Source organism: Acinetobacter sp. YH12201, assembly GCF_013418145.1.
GTDB lineage: Bacteria > Pseudomonadota > Gammaproteobacteria > Pseudomonadales > Moraxellaceae > Acinetobacter.
Genome location: NZ_VPCP01000137.1, coordinates 1 through 3,763, shown reverse-complemented (window position 1 = coordinate 3,763; position 3,763 = coordinate 1). Strand labels below are relative to the sequence as shown.

Sequence of the window (3,763 nt, the reverse complement as noted above, 5' to 3'; positions counted from 1 at the left end):
ATTATTCAGGTCAATTTATTTGAAAGGAAACTTTTAAGGTCACTCTTTGTGCCTGATAAAAAATGGCGAAAACAAGAAGAACCTCAATTGAGGTTCTTCTTGTGATATTTGTGGGACAGCAGTGGCCTTTAGCTCCCATTTCATTTATCAATTTTTAAATTTTTCTGTTGAAATTAGCTCGTTCAAATCGCCAATTCACTATGACTACCTAATCGAACTAACTTCAAAATGAGTAGTTCACCTTCTTCTGTTTTCTTATAGATTAAAACAAGATCTGGTTTGATATGGCAGTCACGATGACCTACCCAATTACTGACCAAAGCATGGTCACGATACTTTTCAGGCAAAGTTTCATCGGCTTGTAATAACTCTAAAACAGTTTGTAGTTCAGCATCGACTGTATTTCGATGCTGACCTTTTTTCTCACGTTTATAGTCTTTCTTAAATGCAGAGGTGTACTTAATCGTCCGCATTTAGATCAGCCATCAAGTCTTTTACAGAAGTGAAGCTCTTTGCTTTGCTTAGATCTTCTTCCATCGCTGCAATGGTTTCAGCATTGGGTTGCCAAATATCAAAAGGTAAAGCCTTTTCTTTAGCTACTTTGGTCAATAATAAACGGACTGCATCTGAGACAGTTAAGCCCATTGTTGCGAGAACTTCCGTTGCTTCATGCTTAATGTTTTCATTGATGCGAGTAGTCACTAGTGCATTTGAAGCCATGTTAAGCTCCTGTGATTAACATTGTTAATCACACTATATTCCTGGATGAAGAAAAATTCAATTCGTATAACAGCCATTATGTTAAATGGGGGGTTATTTAGTGGAAAAATCTACTTTTTAAAATTGTAAATAAGAGATTTTATGTTAAATATCATCTCAGGGTTGATCCTAGACAGTATCCTAGAAAAACGATCGGTAATACCCCATTATTAACTGAGGTTAAAAGTAAAAAAATTATAAGCCTTTATTATTGTTTAATTTTTTTAGCACTACCATCCATGCTTCTTTAGCGATTTGATTCATACCATTAAAGGCCATCTTCGCTTATGAAACGCATTCAACATAGCAATTAAAGGACTCATAGGGATCGCTAGATTAAAACGATCTCTATGAGTCAAATATTTACTCTGCTACTAATACCTTATAGCGTCCTGTTTCTTCGTCTTTACTTACGTTAAGAGTAAAAGCATTAATGCCTGTAGCACTACCAGTACTTTGCCCCATTACGAATGATTTGTTGTGCGATACACCTGTTTGGCTTTTTACTTGTAATGTCGCAACTCGACCATCCGCACGAGAGTAATTTGCTAAACCTACTCTATACGCACCGGTTTGAAGTTTTGTTGCATCACATGATGCAAAGTAATGTTCAGGTCCATTAGCATAAGTATTATCAATATCCAAATAACCTGATCCACCAATAGGGTTGGAGAACATTACTTTATTGCCAGATGGCTCAACCACATGTAGGTCTACATCTCCTAATCCATCCCAGGTGAGCATGACATTAAAAAAACCAGTTTCAGTGATTTTTGAAGGTGCTTTAAGCGTATTAAAAAGATTGTTTACTTCTGAGTCTAAGGCTGAATACATAGGAAAGTTGTGATTAGTGTAGGTTTCTAAAAACCCATGCCCAAAGGCATCACGTCCAAAATTATTCCCAAATGGTTTATAAACAGGAATGCTATGAGTATTGGATGGAACACTACCAGATAGACGCAAACCATTAATAACTAAATCTTGATCAGCTAAAATATGATTTCCATTTAATTTAATAGAAGCAGGCGCTACATGGATTACACCAACTGCGGAGGAATCAGTCTTTGAAATGGAATATTGATACGCCTTATTAACAAACAAGTTCCCTTGAGAGTGCGCAATCATTATAACTTTATTACCTTCTAGAAGGCTTTGTTGCAAGTCACGCTCATGCTTTAAATATGTTTCTCGTTCTGCAATTGGTGCAGTCAACTTTAATGCTGCAACAATACTATCAACAACCTCTCTTTGAATTAAATCAAAAGCAAATCTAGGTACTGTCGCTATTACGGTTAGAGCGTCGTTAATATGACCAAGCCAAGTTTTTCCGTTATTGTTTTGGAACTGTTGCTTTATTATTTCAGTATATAATTCCCAACGATCACCTATGGTTTCTTCTGAGAATCGTTGATAAAAAGTTTCCACAAAATCAGAGAGGAATTGACTTTTGTTGTACATTACTTGGTATTTGATGTTTTCACCTGATGGTGATTGGTCACTATAGCGTTCTTCTATTTCATTAAGATTCTTACGAGCTGTTTTCTCATCCGTAAGAACACCATTGAAATAGGCTATAGTTATATCAGACTTGTTGCACAAATCATTTACATCGTCTGTAGCATTAGTGATGCTAGATGCAACCATTAAAAGAGAAATGGCACTCAAATGAATTTTCTTATTCATCGCAGTAATCTCTTTGTGGTATCGTGAACACAAAGCCATCTAAAGCATCACTATATTTGTAATAAGCCTGTAGGCGTTTTTTGGTATTTGTAGTCATATTTCCTATTTCATCAATTACATCGGATGCGTCTATATTCGGGTTATTTTTGAATGTTTTATAAACACAAGTCGTTGCTCTATCAGCTTCATAAGATGATGCTTGTAATTCAACTTCATTCTCTAAATTAACAGCCATTTTTTGCTGACTATTCCTTGCAAATTGTTGAACCGCTTTTTTTTCAAGTTCATCTTTATATTTTTGTTCAATATGAGCGTCAATATCATCACGGATGCCATTTTGGTCCTTATCAATCCCTAAAATTGAATCTGTTCTTTCAAGTTTTGGTAATTTCCCTTCATCCTCTAATTTCTGAAAGACTTGCTCTTTTGTCGTTATTTTTTCATTTTGTGGTGCTGAGGAATCATTTTCTCCACCGCAGGCACTTAAAGCTATTAAGCAAAAAGATCCTAATAAAATAGACTTAAACATTATTACCCCTGTTGTTACTCGTATATTTTTCATAAAATTCATACAAGCTTGCTCTAGTATAAATATTGATTTTCTGGATATTTATCAATTTTGATTTTACTTGTATGTTAATTCAGTATGAATGGCAAAAATTTAAAAAAATCAAAAGCTCTCAGTATAATTAGAGTTTATATGAACACCAGTTTATTCGCTATCACGTTACACTGACTGATAAAGGCAAGAGTTTAATCTTTATTAAAAAAGAGAAAAGATGCTCATAGAGTAGCTTTCATATAACTTCCGCAAGATTATTTAAATACATTCTAGAAATGAAAATGACTGGTAGACCATGGACAAGAATAGGGGGGCAGTTTATCCAATAATTTGCAATTTAATGACATTGATAAATATTATCTAAATTTAAGATTTCCTAATACACCTTATACGAAATGCAAAATTTATTTACTTAAAAATCAAATTGTTGTAGCATAATGAAAAGCCCATTCACCCTCGAATGGGCTTTTTTTATGATTTCTCATGTTCCACGCCTACTCTTTGATCAATGTTCCATGACTCTGATTAGCTTGACTGCTTAATCTGAACAAATGAAGGCCTACTTTATGAATAAGAACAAACTCTGTATTCAAGTATGTAACTTTAAACTATACCCTAAAGTTACAATCTGGAAGTTCATGAAATTATGTATCATTTAAATGATTTTTAATCATAAGTAACATGTAACTTTAGTGTTAAAGAATTATAATTTACGAAATTGTTCATTTTTATCCAATTGGGGCGTGAAAAAGTGAAAGG

At 34.0% G+C, this 3,763-nt stretch carries 4 protein-coding genes; all 4 read right to left on the bottom strand.

Annotated elements, in window-relative coordinates:
* Positions 1 to 182 precede the first annotated feature (182 nt).
* Entirely contained in the window at positions 183 to 473 is a 291-nt protein-coding gene (locus FTU91_RS15770) for a type II toxin-antitoxin system YafQ family toxin (protein ID WP_005265046.1), read from the bottom strand.
* Complete coding sequence (locus FTU91_RS15765; RefSeq protein ID WP_004871910.1) at positions 460 to 720, bottom strand: type II toxin-antitoxin system RelB/DinJ family antitoxin; 261 nt, start codon at positions 718 to 720, stop codon at positions 460 to 462. Before FTU91_RS15765 ends, FTU91_RS15770 begins: the two co-directional genes overlap by 14 nt.
* Positions 721 to 1,122: 402 nt before the next feature.
* Entirely contained in the window at positions 1,123 to 2,442 is a 1,320-nt protein-coding gene (locus FTU91_RS15760; protein ID WP_005223114.1) for a hypothetical protein, read from the bottom strand.
* Positions 2,435 to 3,013 carry a hypothetical protein gene (locus FTU91_RS15755; protein WP_228722218.1) on the bottom strand — a complete coding sequence of 193 codons (579 nt, stop codon included), beginning with the start codon at positions 3,011 to 3,013 and terminating at the stop codon, positions 2,435 to 2,437. The genes FTU91_RS15760 and FTU91_RS15755 overlap by 8 nt, the downstream gene beginning before the upstream one ends.
* Positions 3,014 to 3,763 lie beyond the last annotated feature (750 nt).